The 18886-nt window shown below is 44.2% G+C and carries 13 protein-coding genes, 21 tRNA genes and 2 rRNA genes; 7 read left to right on the forward strand and 29 right to left on the reverse strand.

Features of this window, described 5'->3' with window-relative positions; all coding sequences use genetic code 11:
* Positions 1-107: 107 nt before the first annotated feature.
* From MKX52_RS13625 to MKX52_RS13640, 4 genes are all read left to right on the forward strand, one after another.
* On the forward strand, positions 108-1439 hold the full coding sequence (locus tag MKX52_RS13625) for a cytochrome ubiquinol oxidase subunit I (RefSeq protein WP_003217550.1): 1332 nt from the start codon (positions 108-110) through the stop codon (positions 1437-1439).
* Between the two features lie 21 nt (positions 1440-1460).
* The gene (locus tag MKX52_RS13630) at positions 1461-2507 is read left to right on the forward strand and encodes a cytochrome d ubiquinol oxidase subunit II (protein ID WP_186303762.1); all 1047 of its coding nucleotides are present in this window, start codon (positions 1461-1463) and stop codon (positions 2505-2507) included.
* A gap of 68 nt (positions 2508-2575) precedes the next feature.
* On the forward strand, positions 2576-2734 hold the full coding sequence (locus MKX52_RS13635) for a DUF1540 domain-containing protein (RefSeq protein ID WP_008360682.1): 159 nt from the start codon (positions 2576-2578) through the stop codon (positions 2732-2734).
* A gap of 25 nt (positions 2735-2759) precedes the next feature.
* Entirely contained in the window at positions 2760-2951 is a 192-nt protein-coding gene (locus MKX52_RS13640) for a hypothetical protein (protein WP_012010998.1), read from the forward strand.
* Positions 2952-3057: 106 nt separating this feature from the next.
* Here the strand turns inward: MKX52_RS13640 and menC are convergent, their stop codons facing one another.
* The 6 genes from menC to MKX52_RS13670 all read right to left on the reverse strand — a co-directional run bounded on the left by menC (position 3058) and on the right by MKX52_RS13670 (position 10496).
* Positions 3058-4182: an o-succinylbenzoate synthase gene (gene menC, locus MKX52_RS13645; protein WP_144459963.1), complete on the reverse strand. Its 1125-nt coding sequence runs from the start codon at positions 4180-4182 to the stop codon at positions 3058-3060.
* Positions 4169-5629 (reverse strand): o-succinylbenzoate--CoA ligase, encoded by a 1461-nt coding sequence (locus MKX52_RS13650; protein ID WP_342490867.1) that lies wholly within the window; start codon positions 5627-5629, stop codon positions 4169-4171. The genes menC and MKX52_RS13650 overlap by 14 nt, the downstream gene beginning before the upstream one ends.
* A 71-nt stretch (positions 5630-5700) precedes the next feature.
* Positions 5701-6519 carry a 1,4-dihydroxy-2-naphthoyl-CoA synthase gene (gene menB, locus MKX52_RS13655; protein WP_012011001.1) on the reverse strand — a complete coding sequence of 273 codons (819 nt, stop codon included), beginning with the start codon at positions 6517-6519 and terminating at the stop codon, positions 5701-5703.
* Positions 6520-6533: 14 nt separating this feature from the next.
* Positions 6534-7358, reverse strand: a complete 825-nt coding sequence (gene menH, locus MKX52_RS13660) for a 2-succinyl-6-hydroxy-2,4-cyclohexadiene-1-carboxylate synthase (RefSeq protein WP_342490868.1) — start codon at positions 7356-7358, stop codon at positions 6534-6536.
* On the reverse strand, positions 7343-9085 hold the full coding sequence (gene menD / locus MKX52_RS13665; protein ID WP_342490869.1) for a 2-succinyl-5-enolpyruvyl-6-hydroxy-3-cyclohexene-1-carboxylic-acid synthase: 1743 nt from the start codon (positions 9083-9085) through the stop codon (positions 7343-7345). The genes menH and menD overlap by 16 nt, the downstream gene beginning before the upstream one ends.
* Positions 9078-10496 (reverse strand): isochorismate synthase MenF, encoded by a 1419-nt coding sequence (locus tag MKX52_RS13670; RefSeq protein ID WP_144504916.1) that lies wholly within the window; start codon positions 10494-10496, stop codon positions 9078-9080. The genes menD and MKX52_RS13670 overlap by 8 nt, the downstream gene beginning before the upstream one ends.
* A gap of 382 nt (positions 10497-10878) precedes the next feature.
* Here MKX52_RS13670 and MKX52_RS13675 point away from each other — a divergent pair, with 382 nt between their 5' ends.
* The 3 genes from MKX52_RS13675 (at position 10879) to MKX52_RS13685 (ending at position 13233) form a co-directional block, all read left to right on the forward strand.
* Positions 10879-11817, forward strand: coding sequence for a 1,4-dihydroxy-2-naphthoate polyprenyltransferase (locus MKX52_RS13675; RefSeq protein ID WP_012011005.1), 939 nt, complete (start codon positions 10879-10881; stop codon positions 11815-11817).
* Positions 11818-11936: 119 nt separating this feature from the next.
* Positions 11937-12671: a TraR/DksA C4-type zinc finger protein gene (locus MKX52_RS13680; protein WP_342490870.1), complete on the forward strand. Its 735-nt coding sequence runs from the start codon at positions 11937-11939 to the stop codon at positions 12669-12671.
* Between the two features lie 85 nt (positions 12672-12756).
* The gene (locus tag MKX52_RS13685) at positions 12757-13233 is read left to right on the forward strand and encodes a tryptophan-rich sensory protein (RefSeq protein WP_119125277.1); all 477 of its coding nucleotides are present in this window, start codon (positions 12757-12759) and stop codon (positions 13231-13233) included.
* 78 nt (positions 13234-13311) lie between these two features.
* On the opposite strand, the gene MKX52_RS13690 is transcribed toward MKX52_RS13685, so the two are convergent.
* The 23 genes from MKX52_RS13690 to MKX52_RS13800 all read right to left on the reverse strand — a co-directional run bounded on the left by MKX52_RS13690 (position 13312) and on the right by MKX52_RS13800 (position 18842).
* Positions 13312-13383, reverse strand: a tRNA-Glu gene (locus MKX52_RS13690).
* Between the two features lie 7 nt (positions 13384-13390).
* Positions 13391-13481, reverse strand: a tRNA-Ser gene (locus MKX52_RS13695).
* A gap of 4 nt (positions 13482-13485) precedes the next feature.
* Positions 13486-13560 (reverse strand) — tRNA-Asn (locus MKX52_RS13700).
* Positions 13561-13566: 6 nt separating this feature from the next.
* Positions 13567-13643 (reverse strand) — tRNA-Ile (locus MKX52_RS13705).
* 17 nt (positions 13644-13660) lie between these two features.
* Positions 13661-13734 (reverse strand) — tRNA-Gly (locus MKX52_RS13710).
* 9 nt (positions 13735-13743) lie between these two features.
* Positions 13744-13819: transfer RNA gene (locus tag MKX52_RS13715), tRNA-His, on the reverse strand.
* A gap of 27 nt (positions 13820-13846) precedes the next feature.
* A tRNA-Phe gene (locus MKX52_RS13720) sits at positions 13847-13919 on the reverse strand.
* Positions 13920-13937: 18 nt separating this feature from the next.
* A tRNA-Asp gene (locus tag MKX52_RS13725) sits at positions 13938-14014 on the reverse strand.
* A gap of 4 nt (positions 14015-14018) precedes the next feature.
* Positions 14019-14095: transfer RNA gene (locus MKX52_RS13730), tRNA-Met, on the reverse strand.
* A gap of 29 nt (positions 14096-14124) precedes the next feature.
* Positions 14125-14217: transfer RNA gene (locus tag MKX52_RS13735), tRNA-Ser, on the reverse strand.
* Positions 14218-14224: 7 nt separating this feature from the next.
* Positions 14225-14301: transfer RNA gene (locus MKX52_RS13740), tRNA-Ile, on the reverse strand.
* Between the two features lie 4 nt (positions 14302-14305).
* Positions 14306-14379: transfer RNA gene (locus MKX52_RS13745), tRNA-Met, on the reverse strand.
* A 24-nt stretch (positions 14380-14403) separates the two neighbouring features.
* A tRNA-Ala gene (locus tag MKX52_RS13750) sits at positions 14404-14476 on the reverse strand.
* Positions 14477-14484: 8 nt separating this feature from the next.
* A tRNA-Pro gene (locus MKX52_RS13755) sits at positions 14485-14561 on the reverse strand.
* Between the two features lie 7 nt (positions 14562-14568).
* Positions 14569-14645 (reverse strand) — tRNA-Arg (locus MKX52_RS13760).
* A gap of 10 nt (positions 14646-14655) precedes the next feature.
* Positions 14656-14741 (reverse strand) — tRNA-Leu (locus MKX52_RS13765).
* Positions 14742-14753: 12 nt separating this feature from the next.
* A tRNA-Gly gene (locus tag MKX52_RS13770) sits at positions 14754-14825 on the reverse strand.
* 30 nt (positions 14826-14855) lie between these two features.
* Positions 14856-14938, reverse strand: a tRNA-Leu gene (locus tag MKX52_RS13775).
* 8 nt (positions 14939-14946) lie between these two features.
* Positions 14947-15022: transfer RNA gene (locus MKX52_RS13780), tRNA-Lys, on the reverse strand.
* Positions 15023-15059: 37 nt separating this feature from the next.
* Positions 15060-15135, reverse strand: a tRNA-Thr gene (locus MKX52_RS13785).
* Positions 15136-15168: 33 nt separating this feature from the next.
* Positions 15169-15244 (reverse strand) — tRNA-Val (locus MKX52_RS13790).
* A gap of 490 nt (positions 15245-15734) precedes the next feature.
* Positions 15735-15850, reverse strand: a 5S ribosomal RNA gene (rrf, locus tag MKX52_RS13795).
* Positions 15851-15911: 61 nt separating this feature from the next.
* Positions 15912-18842 (reverse strand): 23S ribosomal RNA (locus MKX52_RS13800).
* Positions 18843-18886: the final 44 nt, after the last annotated feature.

The following is an 18886-nucleotide window of genomic DNA, read 5'->3' on the forward strand; positions in this document are numbered from 1 at the left end:
ACAACTTGTCAAAAATCAAGCTTTCTTAGTCAGGAAGAATAATCTAAAAATGGTGGAGAATAATAACATCATGAAAAAGAGAAGCGATAAGAAAGGCGGAGAAAAAATTGACTGATCTCGTTTTAGCTAGAAGCCTGTTCGGCACAACCATGGGCTTTCACATTATTTATGCCTCGCTTGGCGTCGGCATCCCGCTAATGATTTTGTTAGCTGAACTCATCTTCCAAAAAACGAAGGATCCTCACTATGCTGTCATGGCGAAACGGTGGACGAAAGCGCAGGCTGTATTATTAGGTGTCGCCATTCCAACAGGAACGATTGCTGGTACCCAGCTCGCTCTTCTATGGCCTGGTTTTATGGAAGTCATCGGAAAAGTCATGTCACTGCCATTTCAGATTGAAATTTATGCGTTCTTTATTGAAGCATTATTTATGTCTATTTATGTGTACGCAGCGGATCGCCTATCACCTGCTATGCGCATTATTACCGTTATTTTTGTCGTGATTGGTGCAGCCGCTTCAGCGATCCTGATCACAAACGTACATGCATTTGAAGGTACTCCTGCTGGCTTTCAAATGGTCAATGGAGAAATTACGAATATTGAGCCTTGGAAGGCCTTTTTCAATCCAAGCTTCGTCGTAACTGCGACACATGTCGTGCTGTCTGCTTTTACAACAGGTGCTTTTGTCATTGCATCAGTAGCCGCTTTTAAAATGCTCAAAACAAGAAAGAATGAGAAACTCTATACGTTTCATCGAAAAGCTCTTTTTCTTGGACTCATTGTAGGCGGCCTCTTCTCATTTCTCACGGCCATAAATGGTCATGAGTCTGCTCAGCTTCTGTACGAATATCAGCCTGAAAAGTTAGCAGGTGCTGAAGGTTTATTTGAAACACAATCACATGCACCTCTTGCAATAGGTGGTTTTACTGATGCCGATTCAAAGGAAATTAAAGGAGCAATTGAAATCCCTTGGGCGCTTAGTTTCCTTGCAGGGAATAGCTTTGATACAGTGGTCAAAGGCTTAAATGATTTCCCGCGTGACGAGTGGCCCCCTTTATTTATACACACGTTATTTAATGGCATGGTCATTATTGGCTCAGTCCTCATTTTGTTTGCGGTGCTAGCACTGCTTTATCGTAAAATTTTAAAACGCGAACATTATCCGAAGTGGCTCCTTTTTCTCTACTTATTCGGCGGACCCCTTAGTCTTTTAGCTATTGAATTCGGCTGGATCTTTGCCTGTACAGGCCGTCAGCCATGGGTCATTTACCGAATGCTCAAAACCTCAGAGGTCGTCACATCATCAGGCTCAATTGGCACACTCTTTATCCTATTTGCCATCGTCTATCTCATCTTAGGCATAGCAACTGTGATTGTGCTGACGTACTACTTTAGAAAACATTCGATTGAAGAAGACCTACGGTTAACAGAATCTTAAAAAGGAGCGATCTAGATGCAAATGGATGTGACAACTGATGCACTCATTGCAATCACCATCTTATGGGGGTTCGTTTTTATCTATGCAGTGATGGCATCAATGGATTTCGGCGCAGGATTTTGGTCCATGATTTATATGAATAAAGAACAAACAAAGGCCGCTAATATCGCAAATAAGTACCTCTCTCCAACATGGGAAGTAACGAACGTATTCATTGTCGCAATTGTTGTTGCGTTGTTTAGCATGTTTCCAGGTGCGACCTTTGTCCTTGGTACTGTTTTATTAATACCCGGCAGCATTATATTATTGCTTCTTGCACTGCGAAGCGGGTTTCTCGTATTTTCTCATTCTCTTCCTAAAAAATACAGAAAAGCAGTGACTTACATTTCAGGGATTAGCGGCTTTATCATTCCATCGATCCTCATCATGGTTCTTCCGATTACTCATGGTGGATTCATCTTTAAGCAGAACAACAATTACTCATTAGATCTTGGACTGGTCTTTACGAGTGCAAATGTCTATTCTTTTGTCGGCTTTGCCATTTTCAGCACCCTTTTTCTTTCATCATTGCTTTTAGCTGATTTCTCAAATGTGGCTGATGAAGATGAAGCTTACAGCATTTATCGAAAAGGAGCGCTCATTACGGGTCCGCTTTCGCTCATGATGGCCTTTTTCATCATGCTGACATTAAGAAGCGAGGCAAATTGGCTGTTCACAAAAATGATGCAGAACTTCCCTATTCTTCTTGTATCACTCTTGATGTTTTTGCTAGCAGGGCTGGCTTTATTTTTACCAAATAGCCGGTTTAAGCATCGGAAAGGCAGGCCTCGTTTAGCTGTCATTGCGATTACCATTCAATATTTTTTAGCAAGCTACGTGTACGGACGCGCCCATTTGCCTTATATGGCCTATCCAGATATTACAATCATGTCTGGATTTACAGACCCTGTGACATTTAGAGCATTATTTATCACGTATATTGTAGGTTTTATCATCTTATTTCCTGGGTTCTATTTCTTCTGGAGATTGTTTATGAAGGATAAGCGCTATATTCGCCAGGAAGATTAACGTGAATGGATGAGGTTCATTTCGGTTACATTATAGAAGAAAGACATACTCAAAAGGAGGTCATCTGTATGAGTCAAAAAATCCTTTGTGAAGTCAATAACTGTTCCTATTGGAATGCTGGAAACCGTTGTGGTGCAGATGCAATCTATGTCGTCAGCCACACAGGAAATACGGCTGAAAAAAGTGAAGAAACGGATTGTAAAACGTTTAAACCACAAGACCTTTAAGTCTCATTTAAGGAGGCGCTTCACATTGAAACACGATCGGCTGCTTCAAACGTTTTTTGACGAAATTCATGATGCGGACGAAGCCGCATTTTATCAGGCTGCTCACTCCTTTTTAAATCTTTGGGATTATGAATATGGCCATGCAGCAGACATGCCAAGTGAGATGAATCACTATATTGGACAGCTTGCTTATGACAGCGAACTGGTAGAAGAGTAAGAAAGAGCGGATCACCGCTCTTTCTTTTTTGTTGAGACAGGAAGGAAAGACTTTCTCTCACTATATATAGTTTTTAATGGATGTGCAAAAGGTGAATATCTCATTTTCACATTACAAAATCATGTTTTGTAAACACGTCAATTTTATCTGAAAAAGAACGAAGCGCTTGATAATCCACTTCTACACCCATTCCTGGGGAACGAGGCACCTCAATAAAACCATTTTCAACCTTGATTTCAGGATAAATGATATCCTGCTCCCAATATTTTGACGAAGCTGAAATATCACCTGGAATAGTAAATTGCGGAAGAGAAGCAAGTGCCACGTTCTGCGCGCGGGAAATGCCTGTTTCAATCATTCCCCCGCACCATAATGGAATTTGATGCTCTTTACTGAATGTATGGATTTTAAGGGCTTCTGTCAGCCCTCCAACTCGTGAAGGCTTCACATTAATAATCTGACAGCTGCCAAGCTCTACAGCTTTTCTAGCGTCATCTAAGGAACAAATACTTTCATCCAAACATATCGGTGTTTTTAAATGCTTTTGCAAATGGCGATGATCGACGATATCATCTGCAGCTAATGGCTGTTCAATCATTATTAAACGAATGTCATCGAGCTGCTTGAGTTTGCTTATATCCTTTAACTCATAAGCAGAGTTTGCATCCGCCATGAGTGGAAGGTGGGGGAAAGATTCTCTAATTTTTTTAAGGAGTCCAATATCCTGTCCCGGCTTAATTTTCACCTTCACACGCTGATAGCCTTGGTCCACAAATTGCTGTATTTGCTTTAGCATGTCATCAACGGGTCCTAACCCTGCTACAACTCCAGAAGGTATTCTATCTTTGGTGCCGCCTAATACATCTCGTAACGACTTATTCTCACGCTTCGCATAAATATCCCAAACAGCCGCTTCAATTCCCGCTTTCGCCATCCTATTCCCTTTAAATTGGTACAGGCTGTCTGGTATGTCTGAAGGGTGTGTAAAGGTGCGTGTCAGCACATTTGGTATAAAGAAAGCTCTCAGCATATGGTAACAGGTCTCAATGGTTTCTTCCGTATACCACGGAGAAGAAAATGCTGACACTTCTCCCCATCCAGTCAATCCAGTTTGATCTTTTACCTCGACAATAATAAATTCACGATCTGAGATGGTCCCAAGACTTGTGGTAAATGGCTGCTTGAGCTTCATCGTAACATGATATAAAATCACTCGTTCAATTTGAATCATCTAAAAACCCCTTTGACTTGAGTCTGTGCCTCTGCAATTTATTTGACGCATTTCTTGGCAGTTCGTCCACAAAGTGAAAAGAGGCAGGCCATTTATATTTTGCTAGATGCGACTCACATAAAGCATAGAGCTCATTCTCCGGTATTTTATGATCTGTGACAAGAAAGGCAGCTGGTACCTCTCCCCATCTATCATCATCTATACCCGTCACTCCGGCTTCCTTTACATGCGGATGTGTTAACAGGACCGCTTCAATTTCAGCTGGATAAATATTCTCACCGCCAGAAATAATCAAATCTGAACGGCGGTCAAGCACAAATAAAAAACCTTCCTCATCCACATAGCCAATATCCCCCGTTTTCAGCCAGCCTTGTTCAAAGGCAGCAGCGGTCGCCTCTTCACGGTAAAGGTACCCTTTCATGACATTTGCCCCTTTCACCATAATTTCGCCATGCTCAAAAGGACGACAAATGCGTGTACCATCTTGAATTTTCAGCTCACACCCAAAAAGGGGTTTTCCCGCTGATCCAAGCTTTTCTACACTAAATTCAGGCGCAAGGGTCACAATTTGTGAACAAGTCTCTGTCATGCCGTACGATTGAAAGACAGGGAACCCTTTCTCTTTGCTTTCTTGAAGCATCGCCAAAGGCGCAGGCCCTCCGCCTAATAAAAGACAGCGCAAAGAAGACGGACATTCTTCCAGTCTGCTTAATAAACGGGATAACATCGTTTGGACAACAGATATCATCGTCACACGATGCTGTTCAATCGAACCTATTACTTCATCGACATCAAACTTCTGATGAAGTACGACAGTCATCCCATAAATCACAGACTTAAATAAAGCGGATAATCCGCTAATATGAAAAAGAGGCAGTGAAATAAGCCAGCGATCACCCTCTCTGAGGCCCATATTGAGTGCAGAGGAAACTGCACTATGAAAATGATTACCAAACGTTTGCTCGACCCCTTTTGGGCGTCCTGTTGTGCCAGATGTATACATGATCGTCGCTGTTTGGTTCAAGTCAAAATCGTTTTCGATTTTCTTTACATTCTCTTGACCTGCTTCAGGTAATGTCTCCATTGTATAAACGGGAAGTTCACCCTTATGATCACTGGCATAAACAGGTTCAGTAAATAAAGCGGCTGCTTTTGCATCTTCAAGTTGAAAGCGTCTTTCCGCTTTTGTTAACTTATTGTTCAATAGAACGATTTTGAATCCTATTGAAAAACAAGCATGAACAAGCATCACCATTTGAGGATGGTTGTTCATCAGAAGCCCAACCGTTTCCCCTTTTTTTAATGATGTTTGTGCAAGTCTATTTGAAAGCTCATTGACTTCATCAGCTAAATCGCGGAATGTCCATTTTTTATCTTGATAAATGAGCGCGACTCTTTCTGGTGTTACATAAGCACGGTGGAGCAGCCAATTCGGTTGCTTCATCATGACACCTCCTTTTCGTAAAAGAAAACAGCTTAGTCTGATGCACTAAGCTGTTTTTCATCGGTATGATTGAATCAAGGGAAACGCGGGAACTGACCGAAGTCCGGCTTGCGTTTTTCCTTAAAGGAATCGCGTCCTTCTTTTGCTTCATCTGTTGTGTAATAAAGAAGAGTCGCATCTCCTGCAAATTGTTGAATTCCAGCTAATCCATCCGTATCTGCATTAAATGCAGCCTTCAAGAATCGTAAAGCAGTCGGGCTCTTTTCTAGCATTTCCTCACACCACTTCACTGTTTCTTCTTCAAGCTGCTCTAATGGTACAACTGTATTGACAAGGCCCATATCAAGCGCTTCTTGTGCATTGTATTGACGGCATAAGTACCAGATTTCTCTCGCTTTCTTATGACCTACAATACGTGCAAGGTAGCCTGAACCATAACCAGCATCAAAGCTGCCTACTTTTGGACCAGTTTGTCCAAATACCGCATTATCTGCTGCAATTGTCAGGTCACATACAATATGAAGAACGTGTCCGCCGCCGATTGCATAACCAGCCACCATTGCAACAACAGGTTTTGGAATGACACGAATCAAACGCTGTAAGTCCAGTACATTTAGACGCGGAATTTGGTCGTCTCCTACATAACCGCCATGACCGCGCACTTTTTGGTCTCCACCAGAACAGAATGCTTTGCCGCCAGCACCTGCAAGTACGATCACACCAACATTTGAATTATCACGAGCACGCGAAAATGCATCAATTAATTCACTCACAGTCTTAGGTGTAAACGCGTTATGTACATGTGGACGATTAATCGTAATCTTTGCAATCCCATTGTACGTTTCATATAAAATTTCGTCATATTGACGCTCAGTTTGCCATTCAATAGCCATCAATAGTTCCTCCTCTAATCTTGGGTAATAAACTCACTAACTATTTTACCAAAAAAATGTGGTTGTTCCACATGAACTGTATGCCCAGCCTGCTCAGCCAACATCAATTGACTGCCTTCAAGCTCCTGCTGCATACGTGTGGCGATATTGCAGAACTTCTCATCAAGCGCTCCACAAATCAACAAAACAGGTAAATTCATATGCTTTAATGCCTTCCAAACAGAGGGCTGCGAACCTGTTCCTATGCCTTCTAAGCTGCGAGCTAGTCCAAGCGGGTTGGCTTTCAGCCTTCCCTTTCTTAGTTGAGCCTGCGCATGAGCTGATAAAGTTTTTTGTGAAGCAAATAGTGGGATACTCTCCCAAAAATCCACAAACTTCACTAAACCTTCATCTCTCATTTTCTGAGCGAGCTGATGATCATGTTTGAGTCTTGCCATCCGCTCTTTAAACGTGCGAAGCCCTGGAGAGGTACTCTCTAAAATCAACTTGTTGACTCGCTCTGAATAACGAGAGGCAAATGATAAAGCAATACGTCCTCCCATAGAATATCCGAGAATATTCACTTTGTGAAGCTTTAATTGGTTTAAAATCTCTGCAAGATCTGCCAGTTGATGCGACATCGCATATCTTCTTATACTTTCTGGTGAGTCCGTGCGGCCATGTCCAAGCAAGCTGACTTGAATCAATCTTGTATTTTCCATATAAGCATTCAAAAAGTTCCAAGAAGCCGCACTTCCAGTAAAACCATGTAAGCATAGCGTGGCATTCTCACCTGATGGATTCTGATCTATCACCTCGTACGCCACACCATCACGCATCCTTATTATGAAAGAAGACATTCTTTTTTCACTTCTTCCAATATGTCATCCATCATTTGACGATGCTTGCTTACACGAGAATGCCGATCTGTTTCAATTTCAATTAAATGAAGTCCAGGCTCTTCTATATGTGCCTTATAGACATCATGGAATTCTTGTTTCGTTGAAGGTTTCGAATAGGTTCCCCCATACAGCTTAGAAGCATACTCAAAATTCAGTCCAGTCGGTGTACCAAAGAGTTTTTCATAATACGGTTCCTCAGACGCCTGCGGAAGGAACGAAAAGATGCCTCCTCCATCATTGTTTAACAGCACAACCGTCAGTGGAATGTCCATCAACTTAGCTGCAAGAAGACCATTCATATCATGGTAAAATGATAAATCTCCAATCACTAAGGTGACTGGCTGTTTCAAAGCTGCATACGTGCCAAGTGCTGTAGACACGACGCCGTCTATACCATTTGCGCCACGATTCGCCATCATTCGAAAAGGCTTCGATTGCGCTTCAAAAAACGTATCCACATCACGAATCGGCATACTATTTCCGATAAAAAGAACACTCTCCTTCGGTAAGAGATGCTGAAGCTGACGGTACACATTCCCCTCAAATGACAGATCCTCATCAGAATAATGAGATGCATGCGTTCTGAATGATGAATTAGCATGCTGCCAGCGATTTAGAAAACTTGTATCCTCACGTTGATCTGCTCTATTGACTACTTCATCTACAAAAGCTGCCACATCACTTTCAATGATGTATGAAGCACTCAGTCCAGGATCTCGAAAACCTCCAGCAGCATCAACAACAATCTGATTCACTTCCGCATGTTTTTCCAGCCATTTGAATAAAGGTTTAGACACGGGCATCGGTCCAAAACGAATCACCATATCCGGCAATAGGTGCTGCTGCAATGCTTCATCTTTTAATAAAGAATCATACGCATCAATTATAAGCTCTGCATGCTCATGACCATTTCGCAAATGAGAAAGCGGGTCCGCTAAAATTGGAAGATGCAAGTCTTTTGAAAGACGTAACACTGCCTCTTTTTCTTTCTGAGTATGAAGCTCTCCACACACAATCAGTCCCTTTTTGGAACGGTTCATGACCGTCACAATTTCAGATAGCTCATCATCATTTGGGTAAGCCTGTCCTGTAGCTAATACCTTTTTTCGGTCTGTTTCTTTTCTGTCGAAAGGATGAATAGACAAATCAGGAAGCAATGGTTCTCTCAGAGGGACATTGATTTGTACAGGTCCCTTCGGCTCTTGCATCGACATATGATTTGCTCTTGCCGCCGCTGTCTGAACATAGCGTAACATCATCTGACTATCTTCTGGCAATGCTAAGTCTGTGAACCATTTAACAAACTTACCGAATAAGAATTGCTGATCAATCGCTTGAGGTGCTCCAACTTCCCTCAATTCGTGCGGCCGATCAGCAGTTAAAACAATAAGTGGGACACGAGAATAATGTGCCTCTACAATGGCTGGATAAAAGTTAGCAGCTGCTGTACCTGATGTACAAATAAGCAGCACTGGGGTTTGACTTGCTTTTGCAAGACCTAGCGCATAAAAAGCAGCAGACCTTTCATCCACTAATACATGGACATTGATGTCTTGGTGGGCAAGAGCCAACATTGCAAGCGGGGTTGAACGAGAACCTGGACAGACAACTGCCTCTTGTACGCCACCTTGGACAAATTCATCCATCAATCTGCCAATATATGTTGTCATAATTTGATTATTCAATAGGACGACCTCCAAGCGCAGATAGCATTGGTCTTAATTTCACTTGTGTTTCCTCATACTCCTGCTTTGCAAGGGAATCCTCTACAATGCCGCAGCCAGCGAACAAACGAACATGGTCTTCCTCAATAAGACCTGACCGAATGGCGACAGCAAATTCTCCATTGTCCTGAGAGTCAATCCACCCTACTGGCGCTGCATACCAGCCACGTTTCAACGGTTCGATTTCACGAATGACCTCAACCGCCTTTTCTTTCGGATATCCGCCTAATGCTGGCGTCGGGTGGAGCTGTTCAATTAACGAAAAGAGGGAACAACTGTTTTTAATTTCTCCCACAATCGGTGTAAACAAATGTTGAATATTTTTTGTTTTATAAAGACTAGGTTGATTTGGTTTATGCACGCGAAGGCAATTGGCTTCAAATGCTTGTTCAATCATATTGACAACAATTTGATGTTCAATCAAATTCTTCTCATCATGCAACAGTTCCTCGCCTAATGCTTTATCTTCCTCTTCATCTTTTCCACGAACAATTGAACCTGCTAAACAAGATGAAAAGACCTCTCCGCCGCTTTTTTTCACTAAACGTTCCGGTGTAGCTCCGACAAATGCTTGTCTCCCCTGTTCAACCGCAAATACATAACTTGTTGTTTGATGCTTTAATAATTCTGATAACAGTGGAGCGAGTTCAATTTGATTTTTATAGTGAAGCAAGACTTCTCTTGCTAGAACAACCTTTTCATATTCGTTAGCACGAATGTGGTCTGTCGCTTCTTGGATCGCCTTCATCCATTCCTTCACATCTAGTTCTTCCATATGAACAAGTTCAGCTTGTCCATCATATCTTAGCGGTAATGTTTTGAATTGAGAGGCTTTTTGTTCTAATTCTTGAATGAGCTGATGAACATTCCCATCCACCTGCTTCCATTCATTGATCGTAAGAAACGTGCCTTCTTTTGAGACAGTGAGCATCATCGATGGCACAAAAAAATGAGCCTCACCAAAAGCTTCCCAATGACGCGCCTTCTCTTCATAAGGATCAAATGAGAATCCACCAAATAAAAGCGGACCAACAGCCGCTTGCCTTAACTCCTTCTCATCATGAAAATGGAACATGTGCTGCTTCAGCTGTTCCCATTCTTGATGGACTGTATCGAATCGTTCCTTGCCTTGCTCAGATGATTTAATAACGGCCGCTCTGCCAAGTCCAGAAAATATCATTTGGCTTTCTGGATCAGACCAAAAAAAGCGCTCGCCTAAAAAATCCGCTTCGCCGCTTTGGAAAAAGGCAAGAGGATCCAGATCGTCAACTCTTCTGGAGTAGCTTATCAAAACAGCATGGTTGACGTTATTCGCTTCTTCTAATGTCGCAAGCGCTTCCTGCCGGAAAGTACTTTGCACTGTTGTCACCATGATACATTCCTCCAAAATCCATGAAATAACATAAAAAAATAAAACCATCATGAAAAAATACGTGAACATTCGAATATGTCGAATGACCTGCTTTTCTATTATAAACCTTAACAGATGAACTTAGTAAAGAAAACAGCTTTTAAAACCTCGAATCCTTATTATATCACGCTTTCTAGATTTTTTCGCTCCCGCTTCTTGAAACGAGAGCATCTATAAGAAAAATGGAAAGTCTTGTTTTAAGATCAAGCTTTCTCTCGATATGGCAACGATTAGCAAACATCTTTTTCTGGATTCATCGCATCAATATATTGACACCTTTTTGAACTTTGCTAAACTGGAATTTGGACGTGTACGTATTTTTTTATTTAAAGGAGTATATTTTATGCAGCATCAATCGATATCAGATCAGCTTTCACCGATTAAGCCTGATAAGAACTGGCGGATTTGGTGGAATTTACTACGACCGCATACATTAACAGCAGCATTTATTCCCGTTACTTTAGGAACTGTTCTAGCACTTCCAAGTGGTCAAATACATGTTGGGCTATTTTTAGCTATGCTATTTGCATCTATGTTTATCCAAATCGCAACAAACATGTTTAATGAATACTTTGATTTTGTTCGCGGATTGGACAACGAGAAATCTGTCGGTATCGGAGGCGCCATTGTCAGAAATGGTGTAAAGCCAAAAACAGTTCTCGGCCTCGCTTATGCACTATTTGCGCTTTCCTTACTACTAGGAGTATACATTTGCATGATGTCTAGCTGGTGGATTGCACTGATAGGACTCATTTGTATGGCAGCAGGCTATTTCTATACAGGCGGTCCTGTTCCTATTGCATATACACCGTTTGGAGAACTTGTGTCAGGTGCCTTTATGGGACTAGGAATTATTCTGATCAGTTTCTATATTCAAACAGGCACACTGACGTCTAAAGCTGTTCTTGTCTCATTACCAATTTCTATTTTAGTTGGTGCCATCTTACTATCGAACAATATCCGCGATTTAGACGGTGATAAAGAAAATGGACGAAAAACACTTGCTATCCTTGCTGGACGAAAAGCGGCAGTGAACATTTTACTTTCCATGTTTTTGATCTCATATGTACTTATTTTTGTTTATATCTTCACAGATATTGTCGGCCTTTGGAGTCTTCTTGTTTTACTCAGTGTCCCAAAAGCATATACAGCTATCAAAGAATTTAAGCAAAAAGAAAAACCAATTGAATTAATGAATGCCATGAAATCGACAGCTCAAACCAATACATTTTTCGGTTTTCTGCTAACAATCGCTTTGATCTTACAATACTATATTGCTTAACAAAGAACGCCTGCCCAGCCGCAGGCGTTTTTTCATGAGGAATTGCTTCAAATTGGAACTAGTCTTACAGATAAAATTGCTCATACTAACATTATGTTTGATATGAAAGGATGATCGATTTGTTGTCTAAAGACGAATTACATCATTTGAAGCAGCGACTTCTCGATGAAAAGCATGAACTCGAAGCCAAAAGCCATGACGATGAACAAAAAGTATCATTTCCTTATGATTCTGTCGGAGATCTGTCAGCCTATGATAATCACCCAGGTGATCAAGGGACAGAACTGTTCGAACGCGGGAAAGATATTGCATTAAACAGTTTGGAACATGAACATTTGTTAGACATCAATGAAGCACTTCAAGCCATCACAGACGGCTCTTATGGCCACTGCAAGGTCTGTAAAGCCCCTATCCCAAAGGAACGTTTAGAAGCCTTGCCTAGTGCCGTCACATGCACAGAACATTCAAAAGAACAAACCGTTTCACAAAACCGTCCGATTGAAGAGGATTTATTAAGTCCACCCTCAGGTCAATTTGAAAATGAAGAAAGTGCCGCATACGATGGTGAAGATGCATATCAAGACGTAGAACGGTACGGAAATTCTGATACGCCGTCCGATATGGAATTTCCTCCATTGACATACGATGATGTGTATACACAATCAGAAGATGAAGATTATGTCGAAGACTATGAGGGATTCGCAGCTGCTGATATTGAGGGAAAAGCAAGCAAGGTATATCCAAATAAAGCCCACGAAGCTTATGAAGAAGCATTGGACGAAGAAGGCGTCATGACCGTATTTGGTGATTTGAAGCCGTACGAAGAAGAACCTTATACAGAAGAAAATCATTAGTCCCCTCATAATGGGGGCTTCATGTTTATATCATGTAATAAGTGGGAAATCACTTTAAGAGTGAATTTGATTGGAGGAGATTCTAATGGCAAGAAAAAGTATCATTTGGGCAGTGATTGTTTTCTTTATTACATACGCATTATTCTCTGTTGCCGGATTCCTGTTTCCGATTGACAGAGAGTGGTATGATGCATTAAATAAACCGGAATGGACACCAAGTGGTGGTGTAATTGGTGCTGTATGGGCTGTCTTATTTGCTCTCATCTCGTTGTCCGCAGCGATCATTTATGGAAAATATGGATTTCAAAAAATCACTTTACCATTTTGGATTCTTTTTCTTTTAAATTATGTATTTAATCAGGCCTTCAGTTTTTTTCAATTTACACAAAAAGATTTATTTGCCGCTACGATCGATTGCCTGCTTGTCGCACTGACAGCACTTGCTCTTGTGATCGTCTCGCGTAAACTAAGCAAAGTCGTTCCAATTTTACTCATTCCTTATGTGTTATGGGGATTCTTTGCAACTTACTTGTCTTATACGATCTATTCCATGAACATGTAAAAAAAGACCGTTATTATGGCGGTCTTTCTTTTTTGGAGAAAATAAAAAAGAGATCTTTGACAAGACCTCTTTTGAAAATGACCCGTACGGGATTCGAACCCGTGTTACCGCCGTGAAAGGGCGGTGTCTTAACCGCTTGACCAACGGGCCAGATAAATGGCGGAGAAGGAGGGATTTGAACCCTCGCGCCGCTTGCACGACCTACACCCTTAGCAGGGGCGCCTCTTCAGCCACTTGAGTACTTCTCCATTATGGCTCCGCAGGTAGGACTCGAACCTACGACCGATCGGTTAACAGCCGATAGCTCTACCACTGAGCTACTGCGGAATATCATGGTGGGCCTGAGTGGACTCGAACCACCGACCTCACGCTTATCAGGCGTGCGCTCTAACCAGCTGAGCTACAGGCCCATGATTGGATATACAAATGGAGCGGGTGATGGGAATCGAACCCACGACATCAGCTTGGAAGGCTGAGGTTTTACCACTAAACTACACCCGCAAATATGTATGGGGCGATTGATGGGAATCGAACCCACGAGTGCCAGAGCCACAATCTGGTGCGTTAACCACTTCGCCACAACCGCCATACTATCAATATTTTTTTATAAAAGTGGCTCGGGACGGAATCGAACCGCCGACACACGGATTTTCAGTCCGTTGCTCTACCAACTGAGCTACCGAGCCATGTATTCTTTTTAAAAATGGCGGTCCGGACGGGACTCGAACCCGCGACCTCCTGCGTGACAGGCAGGCATTCTAACCAACTGAACTACCGGACCATTTTGGTTGCGGGGGCAGGATTTGAACCTGCGACCTTCGGGTTATGAGCCCGACGAGCTACCGAACTGCTCCACCCCGCGATGATATCAATTTAAGTTTTTAAAAAATATGGCGGAGGAAGAGGGATTCGAACCCCCGCGGGCTTTGACACCCCTGTCGGTTTTCAAGACCGATCCCTTCAGCCGGACTTGGGTATTCCTCCGTATAGATGGTGGACCTTGTAGGACTCGAACCTACGACCGGACGGTTATGAGCCGTCTGCTCTAACCAACTGAGCTAAAGGTCCTTTATAGCGGCGGAGGGGATCGAACCCCCGACCTCACGGGTATGAACCGTACGCTCTAGCCAGCTGAGCTACACCGCCATGATCAAAATAATCTTTTAAAAGTGGAGCCTAGCGGGATCGAACCGCTGACCTCCTGCGTGCAAGGCAGGCGCTCTCCCAGCTGAGCTAAGGCCCCATAAAAGATGGTCGGGAAGACAGGATTCGAACCTGCGACCCCTTGGTCCCAAACCAAGTGCTCTACCAAGCTGAGCTACTTCCCGATCTTAATGGCGCGCCCGAGAGGAGTCGAACCCCTAACCTTTTGATCCGTAGTCAAACGCTCTATCCAATTGAGCTACGGGCGCTTATTTATAATGCCGAGGGCCGGACTTGAACCGGCACGGTAGTCACCTACCGCAGGATTTTAAGTCCTGTGTGTCTGCCAATTCCACCACCCCGGCGTGGATGGTATAAGCGGAAGACGGGATTCGAACCCGCGACCCCCACCTTGGCAAGGTGGTGTTCTACCACTGAACTACTTCCGCATTACAGGATTTCTTTATTTTATTTGGCAATGCGGGTGAAGGGACTTGAACCCCCACGTCATAAAGACACTAGATCCTAAGTCTAGCGCGTCTGCCAATTCCGCCACACCCGCATGAAACATGGTGAGCCATGAAGGACTCGAACCTTCGACCCTCTGATTAAAAGTCAGATGCTCTACCAACTGAGCTAATGGCTCGCTTTAAAAGCGACTTGTCTATCTTACCATATGAAACTGGTGCCGGCAAGAGGACTTGAACCCCCAACCTACTGATTACAAGTCAGTTGCTCTACCAGTTGAGCTACACCGGCTTTATCTATCCTAACATTATGTAAGAATAAATATGGTGGAGGATGACGGGCTCGAACCGCCGACCCTCTGCTTGTAAGGCAGATGCTCTCCCAGCTGAGCTAATCCTCCATTATGTAGGAATCTCTCGATCCGACAAAGATTATTATATACAGGTTTTCATCATTTGTAAAGGCTATATTAAAAAAATTTTATTTCAATTTTCATCCCGTATTTCTTTTAACAAATGACCGTTATTTCCTCTAATCAATCAGCGTCATCTAACGCTCATCACTTAAACGCCTCCACTCTATATTCTCTTTAAAAATGGGCAATTCCTTCATAAATATTAGCATCTCACATTAGATACCCATTATGTCTGAATTAGAATTAATTATCTACTAATATCAATACAGAGCTTTTCTATCATCTATTCATCTAACTCTTTACTGGTTATTTCATAGTTAACTGGAATACACGATCTCATTTTTAAAGAGTTTCATCTGCTTATAAATACGCTAGAGTGGAGTGTTGAAACGTTCATCAAACAAGTGCAATCAGCAGCATATTTTCTCAAGAAGCACAAAAAGACCAGTTCCAAATGGAACTGATCCTTATACAAGCTTGGCGGCGTCCTACTCTCACAGGGGGAGACCCCCAACTACCATCGGCGCTGAAGAGCTTAACTTCCGTGTTCGGTATGGGAACGGGTGTGACCTCTTCGCTATCGCCACCAAACCTGATGGAGAGAATGTTCTCTCAAAACTAGATAACAATGTTCAAACTTCACAATAGAATATAGGTTAAGTCCTCGATCTATTAGTATCTGTCAGCTCCACGTGTCACCACGCTTCCACCTCAGACCTATCAACCTGATCATCTTTCAGGGATCTTACTTCCTTGCGGAATGGGAAATCTCATCTTGAGGGGGGCTTCATGCTTAGATGCTTTCAGCACTTATCCCGTCCGCACATAGCTACCCAGCGATGCCCTTGGCAGAACAACTGGTACACCAGCGGTGCGTCCATCCCGGTCCTCTCGTACTAAGGACAGCTCCTCTCAAATTTCCTGCGCCCGCGACGGATAGGGACCGAACTGTCTCACGACGTTCTGAACCCAGCTCGCGTACCGCTTTAATGGGCGAACAGCCCAACCCTTGGGACCGACTACAGCCCCAGGATGCGATGAGCCGACATCGAGGTGCCAAACCTCCCCGTCGATGTGGACTCTTGGGGGAGATAAGCCTGTTATCCCCGGGGTAGCTTTTATCCGTTGAGCGATGGCCCTTCCATGCGGAACCACCGGATCACTAAGCCCGACTTTCGTCCCTGCTCGACTTGTAGGTCTCGCAGTCAAGCTCCCTTGTGCCTTTACACTCTGCGAATGATTTCCAACCATTCTGAGGGAACCTTTGGGCGCCTCCGTTACATTTTAGGAGGCGACCGCCCCAGTCAAACTGCCCACCTGACACTGTCTCCCTGCCCGATAAGGGCAGCGGGTTAGAAGGTCAATACAGCCAGGGTAGTATCCCACCGATGCCTCCACCGAAGCTAGCGCTCCGGTTTCCAAGGCTCCTACCTATCCTGTACAAGCTGTACCAACATTCAATATCAGGCTGCAGTAAAGCTCCACGGGGTCTTTCCGTCCTGTCGCGGGTAACCTGCATCTTCACAGGTACTATAATTTCACCGAGTCTCTCGTTGAGACAGTGCCCAGATCGTTGCGCCTTTCGTGCGGGTCGGAACTTACCCGACAAGGAATTTCGCTACCTTAGGACCGTTATAGTTACGGCCGCCGTTTACTGGGGCTTCAATTCGCACCTTCGCTTACGCTAAGCGCTCCTCTTAACCTTCCAGCACCGGGCAGGCGTCAGCCCCTATACTTCGCCTTACGGCTTCGCAGAGACCTGTGTTTTTGCTAAACAGTCGCCTGGGCCTATTCACTGCGGCTTCTCGGGGCTTTAACACCCTAAGAAGCACCCCTTCTCCCGAAGTTACGGGGTCATTTTGCCGAGTTCCTTAACGAGAGTTCTCTCGATCACCTTAGGATTCTCTCCTCGCCTACCTGTGTCGGTTTGCGGTACGGGCACCTCTCACCTCGCTAGAGGCTTTTCTTGGCAGTGTGGAATCAGGAACTTCGCTACTAAATTTCGCTCGCCATCACAGCTCAGCCTTCACGGGAAACGGATTTGCCTATTTCCCAGCCTAACTGCTTGGACGCGGATATCCAATACCGCGCTTACCCTATCCTCCTGCGTCCCCCCATTGCTCAAATGGTGAGGAGGTGGTACAGGAATATCAACCTGTTGTCCATCGCCTACGCCTTTCGGCCTCGGCTTAGGTCCCGACTAACCCTGAGCGGACGAGCCTTCCTCAGGAAACCTTAGGCATTCGGTGGACGGGATTCTCACCCGTCTTTCGCTACTCATACCGGCATTCTCACTTCTAAGCGCTCCACCAGTCCTTCCGGTCTGACTTCACAGCACTTAGAACGCTCTCCTACCACTGTTCGTTAGAACAGTCCGCAGCTTCGGTGATACGTTTAGCCCCGGTACATTTTCGGCGCAGAGTCACTCGACCAGTGAGCTATTACGCACTCTTTAAATGGTGGCTGCTTCTAAGCCAACATCCTGGTTGTCTAAGCAACTCCACATCCTTTTCCACTTAACGTATACTTTGGGACCTTAGCTGGCGGTCTGGGCTGTTTCCCTTTCGACTACGGATCTTATCACTCGCAGTCTGACTCCCAAGGATAAGTCATCGGCATTCGGAGTTTGACTGAATTCGGTAACCCGGTAGGGGCCCCTAGTCCAATCAGTGCTCTACCTCCGAGACTCTTACCTTGAGGCTAGCCCTAAAGCTATTTCGGAGAGAACCAGCTATCTCCAGGTTCGATTGGCATTTCACCCCTACCCACACCTCATCCCCGCACTTTTCAACGTGCGTGGGTTCGGGCCTCCATTCAGTGTTACCTGAACTTCACCCTGGACATGGGTAGATCACCTGGTTTCGGGTCTACGACCACGTACTCATGCGCCCTATTCAGACTCGCTTTCGCTGCGGCTCCGCATCTTCTGCTTAACCTTGCACGGGATCGTAACTCGCCGGTTCATTCTACAAAAGGCACGCCATCACCCTTTAACGGGCTCTGACTACTTGTAGGCACACGGTTTCAGGATCTATTTCACTCCCCTTCCGGGGTGCTTTTCACCTTTCCCTCACGGTACTGGTTCACTATCGGTCACTAGGGAGTATTTAGCCTTGGGAGATGGTCCTCCCGGATTCCGACGGAATTTCACGTGTTCCGCCGTACTCAGGATCCACTCTGGAGAGAACAACATTTCAGTTACAGGGCTGTTACCTTCTTTGGCGGGCCTTTCCAGACCTCTTCGCTTATATCGTTCCTTTGTAACTCCGTATAGAGTGTCCTACAACCCCAAGAGGCAAGCCTCTTGGTTTGGGCTGTTCCCGTTTCGCTCGCCGCTACTCAGGGAATCGCATTTGCTTTCTCTTCCTCCGGGTACTTAGATGTTTCAGTTCCCCGGGTATGCCTTCTCATACTCTATGTATTCAAGTATGGATACTACTCCATTACGAGCAGTGGGTTTCCCCATTCGGAAATCTCCGGATCAAAGCTTGCTTACAGCTCCCCGAAGCATATCGGTGTTCGTCCCGTCCTTCATCGGCTCCTAGTGCCAAGGCATCCACCGTGCGCCCTTTCTAACTTAACCATTTCTTACTTTAGAAAGAATCACTATGTGTGATGAACTTTGCA

It is taken from the genome of Bacillus sp. FSL R5-0422 (assembly GCF_038610765.1).
GTDB classification, from domain to species: Bacteria; Bacillota; Bacilli; order Bacillales; family Bacillaceae; genus Bacillus; species Bacillus pumilus_O.

Coding starts and splice junctions, on each gene's coding strand:
- MKX52_RS13685 (WP_119125277.1), top strand. CDS start 12,757: ATGGCAAGAAAAAGTATCATTTGGGCAGTGATTGTTTTCTTTATTACA.
- MKX52_RS13650 (WP_342490867.1), bottom strand. CDS start 5,629: ATGATGAAGCAACCGAATTGGCTGCTCCACCGTGCTTATGTAACACCA.
- MKX52_RS13630 (WP_186303762.1), top strand. CDS start 1,461: ATGGATGTGACAACTGATGCACTCATTGCAATCACCATCTTATGGGGG.
- MKX52_RS13675 (WP_012011005.1), top strand. CDS start 10,879: ATGCAGCATCAATCGATATCAGATCAGCTTTCACCGATTAAGCCTGAT.
- MKX52_RS13635 (WP_008360682.1), top strand. CDS start 2,576: ATGAGTCAAAAAATCCTTTGTGAAGTCAATAACTGTTCCTATTGGAAT.
- menC (WP_144459963.1), bottom strand. CDS start 4,182: ATGATTCAAATTGAACGAGTGATTTTATATCATGTTACGATGAAGCTC.
- menH (WP_342490868.1), bottom strand. CDS start 7,358: ATGTCTTCTTTCATAATAAGGATGCGTGATGGTGTGGCGTACGAGGTG.
- MKX52_RS13670 (WP_144504916.1), bottom strand. CDS start 10,496: ATGGTGACAACAGTGCAAAGTACTTTCCGGCAGGAAGCGCTTGCGACA.
- menB (WP_012011001.1), bottom strand. CDS start 6,519: ATGGCTATTGAATGGCAAACTGAGCGTCAATATGACGAAATTTTATAT.